Here is an 18,211-nt window from a genome sequence, read left to right as displayed (position 1 = left end):
TCGAAATAAAGTAGGGCAGAAGTGGGAAAATGCAAGGAGGTTTTGCGATCCGGGAATAAGAACTTGGATGTAAAATTAGTTTTACTCGTGGATATAACCCCAGCTCTCCAATACTTTGCGTACTTCTTTTCCTAGAGCTGCTTGCTCCGAAGAGTCGGTGTTGCCTGTAAGGCCGGCGTCGTTGTACCAGTAAGGTAAATTAGAAGTTTTGAATTCGTATGGTTGCCGAGAGGAGGCGACTGTCTCCGGAGATGTCGCATATAGTCCTACGCTTGCACTGGAAAGAATTCCCCATTTTCCGGATTTATAATCTTCTAACGCTCCGTCCTTTGTGATAGATAGCCGGAAGCCGAAAGCTGGCTCCACCGTTTGAAAGGAAAGTATCACTTCTTTTCCTGCAGTTTGTCGGACGCTAATCGAGGCCGATCTTGCTTCTACTCTGTCTAAATGAAAATCGTCTTGGGAAAAGATCCTGTAGATCCCTCCTTGCAGATTTAGATCCACTTTACGCAAACAATCTTTTGCGCAAGCAGGCAATCTAAGTCGGAAGGTATTCTTTTTTAAACTATGGGCCGCTAATTCCTCTCTTGCTCTGTTTAGCAAAGTAGAAGGTTCTAAGGCGAGGTTCTTGGATTCTTGAGGATCCTTGACCAGATCGTAAAGTTCCTCGGACATTTGATGTGGAAGTCCTTCTTTTGTTCTACGTACAAAATCGTAGCCGGGATATCTTCGGATAAGCTTGAATTCCTTACTTCGGATGGATTCGGAGAATCTTCCTTCCGTATATATATATTCTTCTTTTTCCGGCCCTGAATCTCCGAACATCGCGAGAGAATAATCGTTCCCATCGCAGGCCTTGGCTCCACAAGGAAAACCTAATGCACCAACTAAGGTAGGAAATAAGGAAAGAAGGGAGACTTGGTCCGGGAATTTCCATTTCTTGATATAAGTCTTAGCCGAAAGCGGGGGATGAAGGATCCAAGGCACCTTGATCTCTTCGTCGTAATGGGATTCTCCATGCGCGTGTAGATTTTCCGCAACAAAATGATGATGGTAATAATGCTCTAGTGATTGCAGTTCCCCGTGATCGGCAACGACTGCGATCCAGGTCTTATCGAAGACTCCGTTCTTCTTAGCTTCCTCTAAGATCTTTCCGATGACCTCGTCGGTATATAAGATCTCTGCCATATACTTTTTCACGAACGGATCATACTGGTTCCAAACCTGAGTGGGGGTTTGTTTCTCCAATGCCTCTATATATTTTCTTTCGGGAAGATAAGGATAGTGAGGGGTATTGATGTTAATATGAAGAAAGAATCTTCTGTCCTTGTTTTCTTTCAGGAATTTTGACGACTCTGCCAGGATCAGTTCCGTATCCGCCTTATCTTTTCCCGGCTGGAATAGTTTATGAAAACCTAAATCGACTCCCACTCCCGTATAGTCCAAGAGAAAGACATTATTCATGAAGCTCGCAGTTAAATACCCTTTTTCTCTTAGATGATTTGGCAGGGTAGAAGGAGCCTTGGAATAAAAGATCTTTCTGTGTAGATTCGTAGAATAGAACCAAGCGTTTCCTAAACCCAGTTCGGAGGCGATCTTAGAAGTGAAAAAGGAGATCATGCTTGGTTTAGTCCAATTCCCATTCGAGAAGGCGTTTTCAAATAGCACAGACTCGGAGGCAAGCTGATCCAAATTTGGGCTGGTAGCGACTGGAGAACCTCCAAAGCCTAAACGATCCGGCCTAAGTGCGTCTACTACGATCAATATTAGGTTTTCCTTAGATCCCCAATCTTGGATGTCGGATACCTTGGAATACAATATTGGCTGACCCAGAAAGATGAGATCTCCTCCTTGTTTAGGGATCCATTTGAAATTCCAATTGGGTGCAGGTTTGGATCTGAGAAGTTTTGCTATATTTTCTCCTATCGGGATCTCGAAATCCTGCCAATTATCCCCTTTGCCGGAAACTTCTCTGGAGAATATTTGGGTTTGTCCTAAGGAAATCTCCAACTTGCCGGAGGCAGGAACCTTCTCTCCTGACTGGGAAAGAACTGCAGTAGAAAAACTGAATATAGTTTTTGAAGAATAGGAAAGCTCAGCGTCTTTGATCGTGAATTCGGAAGATAGAGAACAGTCTCCATTCTGAAAGAGGAACAAACTGTCCCTAGATTCATTCAGAAGATTTTCCTTATCCTTTAATACTGTAAGTTGTACGTTCCTCCATCTTTCTTTAACGGAAAGCCCGGAATATCTGGAAGGATTCTTTTTATAGTGATAGGAGATCTTCTTGATCGCTTCTTCAGGATCGCCTTGGCAAACGCTTCCGGATCTAGTTAAGGAGCGAAGCCCATCCCATACTGGAATTACTGTCTCTTCTTCTTGGAAGAAAGAGCGAGAGGACAATTGTCTGCATTCTGTTAAGAGAAAGAAGGCAAGGCAATATATACCGATCCTGGAAAGTTTGGGTTCAAAAGAAATCATAAGGACAAGGTCAGGATTTTGCCTACGTTTAACTTTACAACCCTTATCATTCGAATGAACAGTATTCGGTGAACGACTGTTTTTCCGAACAGAACGTTCGTTAGTAAAAAGCAATGGACTGGAATAGTTGGTCTCCAAAATATAGGGAGATAAAACTATTTCGATTCTAGGAAAGTTTTTAACACCAATCCAAGGAAAGGATTATGGCAGAAAAAGGCATTTCAAAAGACCTGATCGGCACAAAACTCGATCGTTACGAATTCGATGTGGAGAGAGGAAAGATCAAAGAGTTTTGCCAAGCGATCGGCGAAACCAATCCTATCTACTTCGATGTAGAAGCCGCTAAGAAAGCAGGCTTCGAAGATATTCCGGCTCCTCCTACATTTCCAACTGTGATCCAATTTTGGGGATATCCTAAAATATGGAAGGATATGGAAAACATGGGAGTGGACACTTCCAGAATTCTTCACCTAAAAGAAAAATATAACTATGTTAAGACCCTTTATCCCGGTAGAGTATCTTCTCAGGGAGAGTGCGTTAACGTTACCGTTGGTAAGATGGATACGATGACATTCAAGACTACGATCAAAGACGCGAAAGGCGACACAGTGATCGAAGCTGAAATGTCTATTTTTATCCGTAAGCCGGAACAATGATCGGAGGAAAACCATGAGTAAGATTGAATTCGATAAATACGAAGTAGGACAAGAACTCCCTCCTTTAAAAGTGGATCCAGTGACTCACGCAAACCTAGTGCGTTATGCGGGAGCGAGTGGCGATTTTAACCCGATCCATAACGATCCGGATTTTGCTCGTAAGACTGGATTAGACGGCACCATCGCGCACGGGATGTTCGTAATGGCTCAGATCGGAAGACTTTGCACTGCTTGGGCAGACCAAAAGCAGATCAGGGAGTTCGGGGTTACTTTCAAAGCAATGACTAAGCCTGGACAAAAGTTAACCTGTTCTGGAAAGATCAAACGCAAGAAAGAAGAAAATGGAGAGAAACTTCTTACGGTTGCAGTAGAAGCTGCAGACGAATCCGGAGAAGTAAAAGCTTCTGGCGAATTAGTTGTAGTTTGCTAAGATTTTCCTAACAAACTATTTGGAGAAAGCCCTCGATTCCGAGGGCTTTTTTATATCTTCTCAATATCTAAGAAATAAAAAGCGATTGCCCTTGCGCGTGATTGGAGTATGCATTTGCGCATGATAAATGCTGCAAAGAGTGTGCAATATTTCGGTGTATTTCTATTGATCGAAGGGACCTTGCTGATCCTGGTTCCCGATCTTTTTCTAAGCCTTTTCCTTTTAAGCGCGGAGGATGTTTGGGTCCGAGTTGTAGGAGTTGCTCTCGCAATATTAGGATATTTTTATTTTCAAATGGGAAGTTGGAATATACGTCCCTTTCTGAAATTAACTACTCATTCTAGAAGCTTTCAATTTGTGGCGATCGCCATTTTCGTTTTACTAGGAATGGCGAATCCTATGCTTTTATTGCCGAGCGGTTTTGAATTTCTTTGTGGGTTACTTACCCTTCTTCTTTTAAGAAAGGAAGGCTAACCAAGGACCGCCGTTTATAGGCGGTTCGAATCGGAGAGTTGAGGTTGGTCCCTGGATTCGATCGCTATGATCGTGATATCGTCGTAGCGTTGTTCGTCTCCTCGGGACCTTTCTTCCATCACGACTAGTTCTTCTAATAGTTTTTGTAAACTGGAGCCGGAAAGAGTTCCCGCCTTAGAGGCGATCGTCTCCACAGTGCTCCAGCGATTTTCCTTTCTCCTGTTCTCTATAAGTCCATCAGAGAACAATAATAAACGACTTCCTAATGGGAAAGGATAGGTGGCAAGTTCGACTTCAAGATCGTCGAAGAGACCTAAGATCGGTCCGGTTTTATGTAATAATTCGTATTTTCCGTCGGGAGAAAGCAGCACTTGATCCGGATGTCCTGCGGAAGCATAGAGGACTTCTTTTTTATCCAGATAGATATCCGCTACAAAGCAAGGAAAGATACTCTCGAGAGTATCGAACTTACGCAAGAATCTTCCATTCAATTCTCTGAGTACAAAAGTGGGACATTCCAGTTTCTTTAACTCTTCATACTCTGTTTTCAAGGCCATGGTCATCAAACTGGCCTGGACCCCGTGACCGACGGCATCTGCAAGAAGCACACGCACCTGTCCCGGTTTGATCTCGGAAATATCCAAGAAGTCTCCGCCCACTTTTTCCAAAGGCTTATATACATAATCGAAGCGGATCCCCTTGATCTCTCTTTCCGGAGGAGTCAGGATCTTTCTTTGTACGTTCTGCGCGATCTCGAGTTCTCGATTGATCTGCTGGAGAGTATCATTCAGGGTCCTCGTCCTATCTTCTACTTTTTGGACCAGTTTTTCTTTCATCTCGAATAATTCGAGGTTCATGGTCTGCAAGTCTTCGGTAAGTAGTTTTGCCTCTTTGTATTTAGAGGAGCGATCCGAAGCAATCACGAGAGATTGAAGGAATACGAAGAATACTAACGCAATATGGGACAATTGGTGAGAGGAAACCTTTAGGACATAGGTATAGAATAAGTCGATAGCCACTCCCAAGAATAAGAGGCCGGAACCATACAGAACGTAAGAAGAATTGCTTTCTTGGTCGAAGTCGATGCGCAAGATCACAAAGAGAACGTATGCGATCGTAACCGCAATGAACATGTGGAAGTACATGATCTTGTTGCTATTGAACTCTAAGGAACTGAAAAGAGTAATCGCTATAAAAACGGCGACTATCCCTAAAGAAGCCTTTACAAAGATCTCGGAAACATAAGCGGTAAAAGTCTCTAAGAAAAATAGAATATAAAGAGCAACCGCGATCATCATAGAGATCTGCTCTATGGTCTGTACTCCGCTTTGAGGAACGGAAGGAAAGAACTCCATGAGAAGCCTTGTATTCGTGACCAAGGCGCGAACACCGATCGCCATACTCATAATCCCGAAATACAGAGGAGCCTTACTGGATCTCAGATATAAATACAAGGAAATATGATAGAGGCCCATGATCACCAGGCTCGAAAAGGCAAAGATGTCTATGAACATCGCTCTTATCCGAGTGGATAACATAACTTCGGAAGGGCCAAGTTTAACGGGAGAGCTGATCCCACCTTCTCTAGCGTACGTATTCGCTACAAAGATCTCGATCACAACTTGGTTTGAGCTAGGAATAAAGGAGAAGGAACGGGGTTGCACTCTGGCGAGACCGGACTCAGGATTACTAGAGGGGATCCCGGACTCTCCTAGGATCTCTCCGTCCATGTAGAGTCTGTAGGAACTCCAAACCGTTCCTAAGCTCATCGTAAGTACTTTGCCTACCCATACATCCGGGACTAATATCTTTAAACGATAGGTGGCATATCCGAGTCTGTCGTAGGATGGGTGTAGTTCCGTCTCTCTATTCCAAGATCCAGGAACAGTCATGGTGCCGCGGAAAGATTCTAAGATCTGCCCAGGTTCTTGGCTCCAGAAGAATTCCCATTCTCCTGAAAGGTCTACAGGTCCCGAGGAGGCGTCTTGGACCCCTCTTAGGTCGATTACTCCGTGATAGGCGCGAAGATTCTCTTCCTTATGCCACGGAGTGAGGGACAAAAGAAAGATCAGAAAACCGATAGGCCCGAGTAAGAAAAATAAATACTTCGAAATGTGCATTAGGCAGGAAGGTTAGGAACCATCCTCCATTGAGTTAGATTCTCTCGTCAATCGTTCTCCGACTAACAAGCGTTTTCGTTTCGGAAATTAGGAAAATAATAATTTCCAATATTATTATTCCCACATTCGAGTGAATATTTTTTGCTTAAGTTCAGGAAGAAGGAAGAGACGCTCATCCTTCTTTCGGGAAGCTTAAAGAGGATTAGAAGTAAAAAAAACGTCTAAAAAAACGTATCTACTGCACTTTTTCCGGAAAAATCGGCGTATTTTATCGGTCCGAAACAAAAAGCCTGAAATTCCTGTTTGCCAGGCGAACAATACCAGGCAGTATGAAAAAGTTCCCACATTGATTAGAATGAGCTTTAGTCTTCCTACAAATTCACGTTTTATCCCACTAATACAAGCGATCAGCATTTTTGCTCTTATCCTATCCTGCGATGGGGCTAAAGAAGAGCCTACTATTTTAGAAATTCGAGATCTATTGGACTCGGGTCATATCTCCGAGTCGGTAGAAAAGGCGAAGAGTAAATTACTTAAGACGGGCAAGACGGATCAGGTCCATTATCTTCGAGGATGGATGTCGTATCTTCGCAAAGACGATCCCGCCGCGGAAAAAGAATATAAGCTTTGCTTAAAAGAGAATCCTGCTTCTATCGACTGCTTGCGAGGGATCGCTCAGATCAGGAATCATCAGAAGGAATATAAAAAGGCAGAGTCCGACTTTAAGAAGGCTCTTACAGTAGCCGAGGCCTTAAAAGATAAGGAATATACCTCTATGCTCATGACAGATCTGGGAAATCTTTTCTTATCTCAGGATCTGAGAAAGGACGCTCTGGACTGGTATTCTAAATCGATCTCCGCCAAACCGGAAGGTTCCGCTTATTATGGAATGGGACTCGTATATCTACTGAATCGAGATAAGGTTTCTTCTATTTTATATTTGAAGAAGGGAATAGAAACTGAATATAGGGATTCTATCATTCAGGCAGAAACATATTACCTTCTTGCAAAATTACAAAATGATTTCGAAAAAAATCCTCGGGCCGCTGCCGAATCCGCAAAAAAGGCATTCGAATTATTTCCGGCCATGGAGAAATACTCCAAATCCTGGGAACAATATGCGAAAGCAGCCGGTTCTAAATAATACAGGAACAATCTCCTCATGAATTTTCTTAGAGCTATTGGCAGAATTCTTCATAAACAGATCATTCTGCCCTTCCAAGAATCTCACGCCCCCATTCACGAACTTTGTTTAGGTACCACGATCGGATTGATATGGGCAATGACACCTTTAGTCGGTGTGCAGATGTATTTGGGGCTTGGAACTTGGGTCCTTCTTCGTGTGATAGGGATTCGATTCTATCTTCCGATCGCGATAGCGATGATCTGGATCACGAATGCGGCAACGGTTCCTTTCTTTTATTCCCTATTCTATTGGATCGGGAAGAATATACTTTTCTTGTTCAACATTCCTTTCCAAGAGGTCAGCTTCGATACTTTGCTTTCCATATCAAAGCAATCCGAGTCTATGGATCTCATCACAGGCTTCTATCATTGGAGTATTTTTCTTTTGGATAAGATGGGACTCCCAATGTTCGTGGGCGGTTTCGCATTCGGGATCCCGTTGGGGATTGCAGGATATCCTCTTACATTCAAATTAGTAAATTCTTATAGAGAAAAGAAAGCCCAGGAAGAGGGGATGACTCTATCCGAATGGGAATCGAAGCACGTTAGAAAGGACATCGGATTGTTCAGCGCAAAATCTAGCTGATCTAGATCGTATAGCGATCGTTCTTTTCAATTTATTTTTTCCAAAGCCAACATTATTTGTTGTCCGAATTCAGTTCGAATCCACATAGTATTCGCTACTCGAACTTCAAGCTCGGAGATAAAAATATGATTCGTAGATTCCTGGTCTATTTGGTTGTCGGAACCTTCTTATGGAGCGTCCCTGCATCTGCACAAAAATTTGCTACAGATGAGGATTTAACAAAATGGATTAAATCCTTAAAATATGAAACCAATACCGTTCCTCTTGCAAACAAGGACGGAAAAGTGATCGCCAATATCAAAGTACCGAAAGGGTACAAGTATCTGAATCCAAAGGATAGTAAGATCGTTTTGGAAGATGTATGGGGAAATCCGCCTAACAGCGAACCTGGATTAGGGATCTTATTTCTCGCTACCGATACGCCTTTGGATCTGGGAACATATGCGATCACTGTCGACTATGTGGAGGAAGGTCATGTGGATGACGAGGATTCCAAAGAGATCAAATACGATGAACTATTGACCGAGCTGCAGGACGCTACTAAGGAAGAGAGCGAGCAGAGAAAGAAAGACGGATATGCCGGATTGGAATTGATCGGTTGGGCTTCTTCTCCGTATTATGATTCGGCCGCTAAAAAACTACATTGGGCAAAAGAATATAAGTTCGATGGCGCTCCGGTAAATACTCTTAATTATAATATTCGGATCTTAGGTCGGAACGGTTATCTATTACTGAACGCTCTCGGGGATATTCCCATATTGAAAAAAGTAGAGAACGATGTAGGCAAGATCCTGGAAAGTGTGGAGTTCACCGAAGGAAACCGTTATGCGGACTACGACTCTAAAGTCGATAGTTTGGCTGCGTATGGGATCGGAGGGTTGATTGCCGGTGGCTTACTGAAAAAAGCAGGACTACTTGCGCTTATCGGAGGCTTTCTTGCAAAAGGCGCTAAGATCATCATCCTTGCTGTGATTGGTCTATTTTATGCTGTAAAGAAATTCATATTCGGAAAGGGAAAATCGGAAGAGCCAACCGCGTCGACTCCTCCTCCTACCGATACGGAGAGTTAAGAACTTAAGTAATTCCTAATAGATTAGAAAGCGTTTCCGCATCGTATTTCGATTTTCCGGAATCGCTTTCCGCTTCTCCGATCAAAGAAACGATCTTGCGATTGATCGGTGCCTTATGACCGATCTCGTCCGCTAAGCGTACTATCTCTCCATTCAAATAAGAAATCTCAGTTTTACGTCCGTAATGTAGATCTTCCCACATAGAGGACCTCGCTTCCGGATCGATTTTCACCATCGAAGAAGCTACTTTAAAAAAAAGGAAATCGGGCAGATTTAATATAATGGGTGCAAGCCATGGGATCATTTTGCCCGCGCTTGCCGGCTGGATACCTGAAAGGCTAAGGATCTCCAATCCTTCCGTGATCATAGAAGCTAAGATCTTCCTATAGGTCCTTTGGGACAGTTCTTCTCTTAGGGGAACTCCTGCCAGAGCGTTCAGACTGTTATTCAAATTAAAAAGCAATTTTCCCCAAAGCACACCATCCATATTTTTATGCACTTTGGAGGGTAAGGCCGCCTTTCTTAGACAATAGTGGATCCTTTTCCCATAGTCATTCGAAGGGAGCACGAGTTCTCCACTTGTTCCTTGGTGGAATTGACCTTTTCCCTTTGCTACTACATTGAAAGGGACCATGCCAGGCAGGTTTCGATCCTTTAGTTCCGGTAATACGGAGGCCAGCTCTTTAGAATTTCGGATCCCATTTTGAAAACTAACAATTACGATCTTAGAAAGTTCTTCCGGAGAAAAAAGAGAACGGATTGATTTTCCGATCTCTTTCGTATCCTTGCTTTTGACAGTAACCAAGAATACGTTCGAATCCTTGGCTTCCTTTATATCCGTGACATACCGAATTTGGCTTGGGGCAAGGGTAAAGGATTTTCCATTGTAATCGCTGATCCCTAAACCGAATAATTGGATCTCTTGTTTTAATCTTTCTCTTCCAACAAATACTACAGGATATCCTGCTTTTACCAAGCAAGCTCCTATATATGTTCCGATACTTCCGGCACCTAAGATCGCAAATTTAGGGGAAAAACTCATAAGCGGAAAGAATGAAGAATATTATAAAAATACCAACTATAAAATCAGTATTCCGTATCGAGACTATAGATTCGGGCATAAAAAAAGCCGGGTGAAACCCGGCTTTTTCTTCTAAGCAAAGAACGAGATTATTGATTTGCTTTCGCGTTCTGAGCCATTTTCAGGAAATAACCTTCTACATCGTACCAAGGTTTTCCAGAGTTCAAAGTGTTAGAAGCTTCCAAGTGGTCTACACCAGTGGTAAGGATACCATAGTCAGGTCCGCCTTTGAAAGTTCCCCACTGAAGGGAAGAATAAGGAACGAGTCCGTCGCAGGTTGCTCCTTGTCCGTTGAACAATCCACCTGCAGCACAAGCTGGTTGGAGGATTCCCATGAGAGGGTGTTGGATCAGGTCCGGAATGGTGATATAAGATCCGTAAGAGAAGTATTTAACGGAAGCTACGTTTGGAGTGCGAGTGTTAAAAGCTGCAGTTCCGCTGGTAGTCAAGGATCCGAGCGCTCCCAGAGCGTTTTGGTTTCCTCCGCCGTATACTAATTGGACCACTACACCTAAGATCGCATTTACAAAAGGTTTGATCCAATCAGGCAGGACAGTGTTTACGATGTCTGCAATTGGGGATCCTCTGTGTGGAGTGTTTAGGGTGGTCAAAGTGGAAACTTTAGAAGAAAGTCCCAGGTTGGTGATCGCGTAGCGACTGTCCAATCCACCTTGAGAGTGGCCAAGGATATGAACCTTGCTGAAGCCATTTGCAGCCATATACGTAAGGATCTTAGTATTTAGCTCTGCGCCTCTGGTTTCATTGGATTGGGCTGCTGTCTTAGTAGGAGCATAAACGGTAGCTCCTTGAGACGTAAGGTATGAGTCCATACCTCCCCAATAACTAACGATGCTGATGATTCCGGAAGAATCAGTTCCCCAACCGAAAAGGCCGTGGGAAAGGATGATTGGATACGATCCAGCCAATGGTTTGGACGATGATCCGCCGCCTGATGCGAACAACGAGCCGCCACAAATAAATAGGAGCAATAACGCTAGTCCTAATTTACGCATTTGAGTTTACCTCTTCACTATTCTCTTGATGTCTGTGTTCTCTAAACTGAGATTTCGCTTTGGTCTTTGTTCGCTTTTTTCTGTATATCGCTCGGTACAAACCGAGCTTTTGAACTATAATTCCGGGAACAATACTGTCAACTGAAATCGTTCGAAAAAAGCTCTCTTGATAGAACGTTTGATATGAAACTATTATTAATTTATAACGTTCGTTTATTTAAAGGGATCGATATGACCATGGATTTTCCCTATCCCTTAGGGTCCTTTTGATTTATCTCATTTTTAGCAATTTAGAATTATGTCTCATTATATAGAGCTCGGGAGACCTATATCTCCTGTAGACCGCTATTGGGAAAGCTACGGACTGTAGCAGATACGAATAAGGAAGAAATCGGATCGTATCTGCAAAAGGCGAATATCGTGCCCAGAAATGATTTGGTTTTTGTAAACGATTGTTCATCTATATTCAAAAAATGTGAAAAAGGTTGACCCAGCCAAATTATCAACTTTTCTAACGATTCTCTTAAAGATAGAATAGAAGAGGAGAATCAACTCAGATGAAATATGACGTGCTCATTCGCAACGGAAGGATATTCGACGGAGAAGGGGGCCGCTCTTTTATCGGAGATGTCGCGGTACTTGACGGCAAGATCGCAGAGATCTCCGCATCCATTTCAGGGGATGCAAACAAAGTTTATGATGCCAAAGGACTTTGGGTCACTCCTGGTTTTATAGATTTTCATACTCATTACGATGCGGAGGTAGAGGCCTCTCCAGGACTGAAAGAATCTGTGATGCATGGAGTGACTACAGTTACGATGGGTAGTTGCTCTCTCAGTCTTTGTATCGGTTCCGCAGAGGATCTTGCGGACATGTTCAGTCGTGTAGAGGCGATTCCCAGAGAACAGGTGCTTCCTCTCTTACAGAAAAAGAAAGATTGGAATTCTATGAAGGAATATGCAGATCATATCAATTCTCTCCCTCTAGGGCCGAATGTTTCTACCTTTTTAGGTCACTCTGCGATCCGTGCATTTTCGATGGGATTGGAAAGATCTTTGTCTCACTCAGTAAAACCCACTGAGCAAGAGATGCGACAAATGGAAAAACTTCTGCAAGAAGCGATCGATTGCGGTTACCTGGGACTTTCGATCAATACTCTTACTTGGGACAAGATGGACGGCACTCGTTTCAGGAGTAAGCCTCTTCCTTCGACCTTTGCGAATTGGTCCGAGATCAATCGATTGAATCGGATCGTAAGGAAAGAGAATCGGATCTTTCAAGGTGTTCCGAACGTATCTACAAAATATAATGTTCTTTTATTCTTTAAGGAAAGTATAGGGGTCTTTCAGAAGAAATTAAAGACCACGATCATTTCTCTCATGGACCCAAGATCTAATCGAGGGATCTATAAGCTAGTCGCTATTCTGACTCGGATCGTGAACACGATCTTAAGAGGGGATGTGAGATTGCAGGCCGTTCCTGCCGTATTCGATCTATATGCGGACGGAGTGGATGTAGTCGTCTTTGAAGAATTCGGGGCAGGTACGGCAGCCATTCATTTGGCGGATCTTGCGGAGCGTAGAAAACTACTTTTGGATTCCGGATATAGAAAATGGTTCCGACGTCAATGGACGAATTGGTTTTTGCCCAGGGTCTTTCATAGGGATTTCAACCAATCCAAGATCGTGGAATGCCGAGACCAGAAACTGGTTGGTAGATCCTTCTCCGAATTGGCAAAAGAAAGGAAGCAGCATGTGGTCGAGACCTTCTTGGATCTATGTGCAGAGTTTGGGAATGATATCCGTTGGTACACTGTGATCGGGAACGATAGAAAAGGGCCTTTGAAATACATCGTCAGCCATCCGGATGTCCTGATCGGATTCTCGGATGCGGGCGCTCACTTGAGAGGAATGGCTCATTATAATTTCCCTCTTCGTTTCTTGAAACTGGTCCGGGATGCGGAGCTGGAAGGAAAACCTTTCCTTTCTGCAGAGAAGGCAGTATGGAGAGTTACAGGTGAGATCGCGGATTGGTTCGGTTTGGATACCGGAAAACTAAAGGTAGGCGCACAGGCAGATATCGTTCTTCTCGATCCAAACGGTTTAAACGAAAAAGTGGAAACCATCCAAGAAACTCCGATGCCGGAATTCGGAGGAATGGTCCGTTTGGTTCGCAGAAACGAAGAAGCGATCCGAGCTGTTCTGATCAATGGAAAAGTTGCTGTCGAGAATGGTATTGTTCTTCCGCAAATCGGAAAAGAATCCGGCTTCGGAAGATTCATGGCGTATAAGGAAAAGGATTATCTGTATTCTTCTCGGAAAGGACAGAAGGTAAAATCTACCGCATCGGTAGCCTAATTTCCACTAAGACCGGGAGGAGTTTTCTCTCGGTCATTCGATCTGGAGAGTCGAAATGATCCTATATTAGAAAGATTAAGGAATGCGAATTACGATCTTTCCGAAATGTTTTCCGTCCTTGAGATACTCCAAGGCCTCTCTGAATTCGGAAAGCTCGTAGATCTTGTCTACGACAGGCTTTAGTCCCCAGGTCTCGATCGCTTTGTTCATAGCAAGGAAACCTTCTCTATGACCTACTACAATTCCTTGGACTTTGATCTGGTTCATGACGATCGGCAAAAGGTTCAGGTCCTTGATGGCTCCTGCCAGGATACCGATCAGATGAATGGTCCCGAAGAGTTTGACCGCCTTAATGGATTGCTCCAAGGTTCCCGCTCCTCCCACTTCTACAACATGATCGACTCCGTCTCCGCCTGTAAGTTCTCGGACCTTCTCTCCCCATTCTATTACGTTTCTATAATTAATGAGATGGTCTGCGCCTAGATCCTTTCCTCTTTCTAGTTTTTCATCGGAAGAAGAGGTTAGATACACTGTGGCCCCTACCTTCTTCGCAAATTGCAAAGCGAACAAGGAGACTCCTCCGGTTCCTTGCACCACTACGGATTCTCCCTTTTGCAATCGGTTCTCTACGAAGAAGGAAGACCAAGCAGTGAGTCCGGCGCAGGGAAGGGTAGCCGCCTCTTCAAAACTTAAATGAGAAGGCATGGGCACCACACCGGTAGCTGGAAGGATGGCATATTGTCTAAGAGTTCCATCCAACGGGCCGCCCAATGTGGTCCTGAGTTCCTTCTTGTTTGCGTGACCGTTCAACCAATATGGAGCGAAGGTTGCGTTGATCTTATCTCCCGTACGGAATTCCGTAACTCCTTCGCCTACTTCGACGATCTCTCCGGAGCCGTCGCTGCAAGGTACCATGGGCACAGGGAATTTCGGATTGTACTTTCCTTGTACCACTAAGTAGTCCCGAAAGTTCAAAGAGGCCGCACGAAATCGAACGAGTACTTCTCCTGGTCCCGGTTTTCCAGGATCGGGTAAATCCGTAAGTGCGAGATTTTCTTTTCCGAAGGAAGGAAGAAGGATAGCTTTCATAGATTTGGTCTTTATTAGGGAAGGATTATTGGAAGAGAGGATTTGGAATAAGAGAAGGATCCGAAACCTCTGCGGATCCGGATCCTTCTTCTGAACTTACTTTTTGCCTAGGCCAAGTTTGTCCGCACCTACAAGGATACTCATGTTTCCTGAAGGGTGTTTGTTTTCTTTCATCAATTGGTGAGCCTGTGCAGTCTCTTCAAACTTGTACGTATGAGAGAGAGCAGGATCTACCTTCTTGTCGATCACGAGTTGGTTCAGGCCAGCTGCGTTTTCGTCGTTTGCGAAGTGAGATCCTTGCAGACGTTTTTGACGCATCCAAAGATATCTTAGATCCACAGTTGCATTATAGCCAGTGGTTCCTGCGCAGATCACAACCATTCCTCCGGTTTCGCAAACGAATACGGAAGTAGGGATCGTGGTCTCACCCGGATGTTCGAATACGATCTTAGGATTGTTTCCTTTGCCTGCGATGTCCCAGATTGCTTTTCCGAATTCACGGGCTTGCTTGGTCCATTCTACAAATACTTCAGGCTTGTTGATATCCGAAGTGAGAGCTCCCCAATGTTTGAAGTTGTTTCTGTTGATGACTCCGGCAGCGCCAAGCTTCTTACAGAAATCGATCTTATCATCGGAAGACACTACTGCGATCGGGATCCCGCCTGCGGCTTTTACGATCTGGATTGCCATGGCTCCGAGTCCACCTGCTCCTCCCCAGATCAAAACCACATCACCCGGTTTTACATCGTTCGGTTTCCAGTGGTGAAGCATTCTGTAAGCGGTCGCGCCCACGAGCATGTAAGCGGCAGCTTCTTCCCAAGAAAGATGTTTTGGTTTAGGTAGGCATTGGTGGTCTTGCACTTTACAGAACTGAGCGAAAGAACCCCAGTTCGTCTCATATGCCCAAATCAATTGGGAAGGCGCAAACATAGGATCTTTTCCTGCTTTGACCCAAGGATCGTTCTTGTCCCAGATCCCGCAATGTAGGACTACTTCGTCTCCTACTTTTACGTTCTTAACTTCGGAACCTACTTTATAAACGATCCCGGATGCGTCTGAACCACCGATATGGAATTTTTCAGGTTCACCTTTCTTATTTCGGGCTCCGATCACATCTACTGGAAAGCCTAGGCCTGCCCATACGTTATTATAATTAATTCCCGCTGCCATGACCGCAACGAGTACTTCGTCAGGGGCAATTTCAGGTACGTCGATTTCTTCCGGTTGGATGGATTTGATCGGGTCGCCAAAACGCTCTGGTCGGATGACCTGTGCGTGCATTTTTTTAGGGACAACTCCTAATGGAGGAAGTTGGCCGATTGGTACGATTTCAGGTGCGCTCATGGGGACCAGAAAACAGAACCGACCAGGGGTTTCGACAAAAAAAACAGCTAAAAAGCAGGCTTATAAGGCTAGGAGAGAAGAATATGATCGATCCTTTCTTCCAAGCCTCTTACCCGATCTTCGAAATATCGAACGGAAGAGATGGAAAGGATCAGGCTGTGCAATAGATCTACTAGAAGGGAAAGTTTGAGTTCCGGGTTTTTGGTGGGAGGATTTCTGTCTACCGCCGCTTCTAAAAGCTTTCTGTACTGGGCTCCGTAATGGTTGGTGTATTCTTGGAGAAGATTTTCCGGCGCGGAATAGACCAAACTGAACGGAAGCTTGGCTCTCTCCGGATACTCCCTTGCGATGTCCGAAATTGCCCGAAAGACGGAGACAACTTCGATCCTAAGTCCTTGGTCTTTGATGATCCTACTTCGGATATCGTTTAGGATCAGCAGGTGAGTGGCTACCAACGCTTTTCTAAAAAGATTCTCTTTGGAATGGAAATGATGGTAGATACTGGGTTGTTCCAGGCCGCATTCTCTACTAATTTCCCGGAGAGAGGTTCCATGAAATCCCTTTCTGGCGAAAGCTATGGCTGCCCCTTCTAAAATCCTTTCTCTAGAATTTCGAAAGACTCCGTTTGTGGGGTAGATTGGACTACCATCCTTTCTTTTCACTGATCCGGCCTCTAAGCGAAGTTATAACAAACGCTGTAATTTCGCAATTCATTAACGTATTCTTAGGAAGGAGCGGATTGTCCGAGAGCCTGCGACACGTACAGGGACGAACTGAGAAAAATCAAAATTCCTTCTTAAAGACTTCGAAGTAGTTATTTAACTCGCTGGTCCCCGGGATCCTTCCCTCCGATCCGGGATGTTTTTTTCCGGAAGAAGCGGGTTGGTTTAAGTTCTGGTCCTTCTCTTCTCTACCGAAGGCTGCCGCAGGAGTATAGATCTGACTTCCGAATAGAAGCTCGAAGTTTGCTACGTTAGTCTCCGATTCGTCTAAGCGTATCTCTACTAGGAAATGATTTTCTCCGAAGCGAGCTTCCCATTCATAGATAAAAGTAGGTTCCACATAACCTGTAAATAAAGGAGAAAGCTTTCTGTCTTCGCTATCCGAGAGAAAGATCTGCATCATTACGGATTGGTCCGGGATCTCGTGAGCGAGTCCTACTCCTAATTTGCGAACGATCTTTCTGTCCCTTCCTTCCGGGAATTGCAATTTGAATAGTACTGTGTTTCCTTTGAACACGGATCCGGTGAACTGGGATTTTTTATCGAAGGCATAGCCTCTGTCCTTCAATGAGACCCGAACTTCTTCCACCAATTTCTTTAGTGTGGGCGCTCCTCCAGAGACGGATTCCTTTGGTCCTACGGGAGTTCCCGCAGGAGTAGTCTGAGAGATCAGAGGCAGATGAAAGAAGAGTAAGAATATTAAAAAATAAGGAAAGAATCTGACTCTTAAACGTTCTAACTGATAAGGGCGCATACTTAACTAACAGACTAACTCTAGTCCGGCATTCCTGCCAGATTTTTTCCTAATTAAATTCGAATTTCGTAAGAATATCTTAGGAAAAACGGAAAAAAATCGATAGTTATACTGTGCTTGTCTCAGTTTTAACTAAAAGTCTTTCGGAGGAAACGATGAAATCTCGAGTACGTCCTCTTCTTCTCATCTCATCTACTTTGATCCTGCTCTCAAATTGCGTTACTAAGTCCAGCTATGACGCCTTACAGGCGGAATACGATCGAAAGGCCAAAGACTTGGCCGCCATGGAAAAAGACAAACTCGCTTTGATGAGATCCATGGACGACATGAAACGCATCCAGGAAGAAACGAACAGAAGAGTGGAAGAGTATAGAAACCTTCTCTCCAGTTTCAAGAGCATGATTGATTCTGGCAAACTGAAGATCAAGATCGTAGATGGAAGAATGGTCGTTGTACTTTCTTCCGATATTTTATTTCCTCCGGGACTTGCGAATCTTTCTCCTAAAGGCACAGACGCTATTAAGGAAGTCACAGGAATTCTCGCCTCTCTTCCGGGTAGAAGGTTCCAGGTAGAAGGTCATACGGACGATGTTCCTACTGGAATAAAAGGTTATTCGAATTGGGAACTCGCATCCGCTCGTGCCTTGACCGTTCTTCATACCATGGTGAAATCCGGAATGCCGGAAGAAAGGATTAGCGCCGCTTCCATGGGAGCTTCTAGACCTTCCGTTCCGAACACTACTCCCGAGAACAAGGCTGCAAATCGAAGGATTGAGATCGTGATCGTTCCGGATCTATCCAATCTTCCGGGAATAGAAGAGTTGAGAAAAATGAGCGAATGATATTCCT

General features: G+C 44.2%; 16 protein-coding genes. 8 read left to right on the top strand and 8 right to left on the bottom strand.

The genetic code is table 11. The features are described 5' to 3' along the window. Positions 1-81: 81 nt before the first annotated feature. Positions 82-2,481 (bottom strand): sulfatase family protein, encoded by a 2,400-nt coding sequence (locus EHO57_RS05865; protein ID WP_135643764.1) that lies wholly within the window; start codon positions 2,479-2,481, stop codon positions 82-84. 203 nt (positions 2,482-2,684) lie between these two features. On the opposite strand from EHO57_RS05865, the gene EHO57_RS05860 reads away from it, so the two are divergent. From EHO57_RS05860 to EHO57_RS05850, 3 genes are all read left to right on the top strand, one after another. Continuing rightward, positions 2,685-3,137: an FAS1-like dehydratase domain-containing protein gene (locus EHO57_RS05860; RefSeq protein ID WP_135643762.1), complete on the top strand. Its 453-nt coding sequence runs from the start codon at positions 2,685-2,687 to the stop codon at positions 3,135-3,137. A gap of 13 nt (positions 3,138-3,150) precedes the next feature. Continuing rightward, on the top strand, positions 3,151-3,567 hold the full coding sequence (locus EHO57_RS05855) for a MaoC family dehydratase (RefSeq protein WP_135643761.1): 417 nt from the start codon (positions 3,151-3,153) through the stop codon (positions 3,565-3,567). Positions 3,568-3,687: 120 nt separating this feature from the next. After that, positions 3,688-4,041: a hypothetical protein gene (locus EHO57_RS05850; protein WP_135643760.1), complete on the top strand. Its 354-nt coding sequence runs from the start codon at positions 3,688-3,690 to the stop codon at positions 4,039-4,041. 14 nt (positions 4,042-4,055) lie between these two features. Here the strand turns inward: EHO57_RS05850 and EHO57_RS05845 are convergent, their stop codons facing one another. Then, positions 4,056-6,161: a SpoIIE family protein phosphatase gene (locus EHO57_RS05845; protein ID WP_135643759.1), complete on the bottom strand. Its 2,106-nt coding sequence runs from the start codon at positions 6,159-6,161 to the stop codon at positions 4,056-4,058. Between the two features lie 355 nt (positions 6,162-6,516). Here EHO57_RS05845 and EHO57_RS05840 point away from each other — a divergent pair, with 355 nt between their 5' ends. The 3 genes from EHO57_RS05840 to EHO57_RS05830 all read left to right on the top strand — a co-directional run bounded on the left by EHO57_RS05840 (position 6,517) and on the right by EHO57_RS05830 (position 9,002). Then, entirely contained in the window at positions 6,517-7,305 is a 789-nt protein-coding gene (locus EHO57_RS05840) for a tetratricopeptide repeat protein (RefSeq protein ID WP_135643758.1), read from the top strand. An 18-nt stretch (positions 7,306-7,323) separates the two neighbouring features. Then, positions 7,324-7,932, top strand: a complete 609-nt coding sequence (locus EHO57_RS05835) for a DUF2062 domain-containing protein (RefSeq protein WP_135643757.1) — start codon at positions 7,324-7,326, stop codon at positions 7,930-7,932. A 125-nt stretch (positions 7,933-8,057) separates the two neighbouring features. After that, on the top strand, positions 8,058-9,002 hold the full coding sequence (locus EHO57_RS05830; protein ID WP_135698310.1) for a DUF2167 domain-containing protein: 945 nt from the start codon (positions 8,058-8,060) through the stop codon (positions 9,000-9,002). A gap of 4 nt (positions 9,003-9,006) precedes the next feature. Here EHO57_RS05830 and EHO57_RS05825 read toward each other — a convergent pair whose 3' ends face one another. After that, the gene (locus tag EHO57_RS05825; protein WP_135646082.1) at positions 9,007-10,044 is read right to left on the bottom strand and encodes a 2-dehydropantoate 2-reductase; all 1,038 of its coding nucleotides are present in this window, start codon (positions 10,042-10,044) and stop codon (positions 9,007-9,009) included. Between the two features lie 128 nt (positions 10,045-10,172). After that, positions 10,173-11,096, bottom strand: a complete 924-nt coding sequence (locus EHO57_RS05820; RefSeq protein WP_135646083.1) for an esterase/lipase family protein — start codon at positions 11,094-11,096, stop codon at positions 10,173-10,175. Positions 11,097-11,653: 557 nt separating this feature from the next. On the opposite strand from EHO57_RS05820, the gene EHO57_RS05815 reads away from it, so the two are divergent. Then, a complete protein-coding gene (locus tag EHO57_RS05815; protein ID WP_135646084.1) occupies positions 11,654-13,453 on the top strand; it encodes an N-acyl-D-amino-acid deacylase family protein in 1,800 nt (599 codons plus the stop codon). Between the two features lie 75 nt (positions 13,454-13,528). On the opposite strand, the gene EHO57_RS05810 is transcribed toward EHO57_RS05815, so the two are convergent. From EHO57_RS05810 to EHO57_RS05795, 4 genes are all read right to left on the bottom strand, one after another. Then, complete coding sequence (locus EHO57_RS05810) at positions 13,529-14,542, bottom strand: zinc-dependent alcohol dehydrogenase family protein (protein ID WP_135646085.1); 1,014 nt, start codon at positions 14,540-14,542, stop codon at positions 13,529-13,531. A gap of 96 nt (positions 14,543-14,638) precedes the next feature. Next, the gene (gene ccrA / locus EHO57_RS05805; RefSeq protein ID WP_135646086.1) at positions 14,639-15,886 is read right to left on the bottom strand and encodes a crotonyl-CoA carboxylase/reductase; all 1,248 of its coding nucleotides are present in this window, start codon (positions 15,884-15,886) and stop codon (positions 14,639-14,641) included. 68 nt (positions 15,887-15,954) lie between these two features. Continuing rightward, complete coding sequence (locus EHO57_RS05800; RefSeq protein ID WP_135646087.1) at positions 15,955-16,548, bottom strand: TetR/AcrR family transcriptional regulator; 594 nt, start codon at positions 16,546-16,548, stop codon at positions 15,955-15,957. 121 nt (positions 16,549-16,669) lie between these two features. Further along, positions 16,670-17,362: a hypothetical protein gene (locus EHO57_RS05795; protein ID WP_135646088.1), complete on the bottom strand. Its 693-nt coding sequence runs from the start codon at positions 17,360-17,362 to the stop codon at positions 16,670-16,672. Between the two features lie 155 nt (positions 17,363-17,517). Here EHO57_RS05795 and EHO57_RS05790 point away from each other — a divergent pair, with 155 nt between their 5' ends. Continuing rightward, entirely contained in the window at positions 17,518-18,204 is a 687-nt protein-coding gene (locus EHO57_RS05790) for an OmpA/MotB family protein (protein WP_135646089.1), read from the top strand. The last annotated feature ends 7 nt before the right edge of the window (positions 18,205-18,211 follow it).

This window comes from Leptospira langatensis (genome assembly GCF_004770615.1).
GTDB lineage: Bacteria > Spirochaetota > Leptospiria > Leptospirales > Leptospiraceae > Leptospira_B > Leptospira_B langatensis.
The sequence above is the reverse complement of the archived record's forward strand: the minus strand, read 5'-3'. Positions and strand labels throughout refer to the sequence as shown.